Here is a 954-nt window from a genome sequence, read left to right as displayed (position 1 = left end):
TCCGCGGGCCGTGCCGCCTTGGCGCTCGGGTGGCGGGCCCGCCATGCCGCCCAGCCGCGCTCCGCCAGACCGACCACCAGGAAGGTCATCCCCACGTAGGCCCAGCCGACCAGCACGTCGATCACGTAGTGCTCACCCGAGTAGACCAGGGTGAAGGTCATCGCCAGCGGGTACGCGAGCAGCAGCGGCCACCAGCGACGACGGGTGGCGGTCAGGAAGAACAGCACCACGAACAACGCCCACGCGGTGTGCAGCGACGGCATCGCGGCGACCGGGTTGGAGGCGATCTGACCGGCGTTGAGGACGTTTCCGGCGCCGTGCATGCCAAACGCCTTCCAACCCCGGGTCGAGATGCGGGCGACCTCGGTGAGCAGGCCGTTCTGCGCCGCCCACCAGGGCGGGGCGGCCGGGTAGACGAAGTAGGTGACCAGGCCGGCCGCGCAGAGGAAACCCCAGCGCCTCATGTACGCGGCCCAGCGGTGCCGGTCACGCAGCCAGAGCACCGCGGCGGCGGCCAGCGCCACCACGAAGTGGGAGAAGTACACCCAGCTCGCGGCGACATCCCACCAGTGCACCTGCGGGTGGTAGAGGTGCTGCTGCAACCAGACGGTGGGCACCTCACCACCGGTGGCCCAGCCGAACATGAACCGGTCGGCGACGATCAGCTCCATCGCGTGCGGCGTGGCCCCGTTGTCGGCGAACCCGCGCGAAAGGTTGTAGAGCACGAACAGCAGCACCACGGGCACCCAGTCCCGGGCGAAGCGCAGGTGGCTACGCCACGGCCGCTCGCTGTTCCAGGCGATGGTCGCGAGCCAGATCCAGACGAAGGCGTACGCCGGGTCGGTGGGCAGACCGATGGCCAGCCACGCGGCGACGAAGGCGACCGCCCAGACGGTCATGGCGACGACGCGCCGACGACCCCCGTCCGGGGACGCGGGCGGGTCGGTCCGGGCG

Annotated in this window: 1 protein-coding gene; it reads right to left on the bottom strand. The window is 71.2% G+C overall.

The genetic code is table 11. From position 1 onward, the window contains the following. On the bottom strand, nt 1–954 hold a 954-nt coding region (locus DLJ58_RS00005; RefSeq protein ID WP_244218711.1), incomplete at both ends, for a phosphatase PAP2 family protein.

The sequence above is a fragment of the Micromonospora arida genome (genome assembly GCF_003857035.1).
In the GTDB taxonomy this organism is placed as follows: Bacteria; Actinomycetota; Actinomycetes; order Mycobacteriales; family Micromonosporaceae; genus Micromonospora; species Micromonospora arida.
This window is presented reverse-complemented; position numbering and strand designations above follow the sequence as displayed.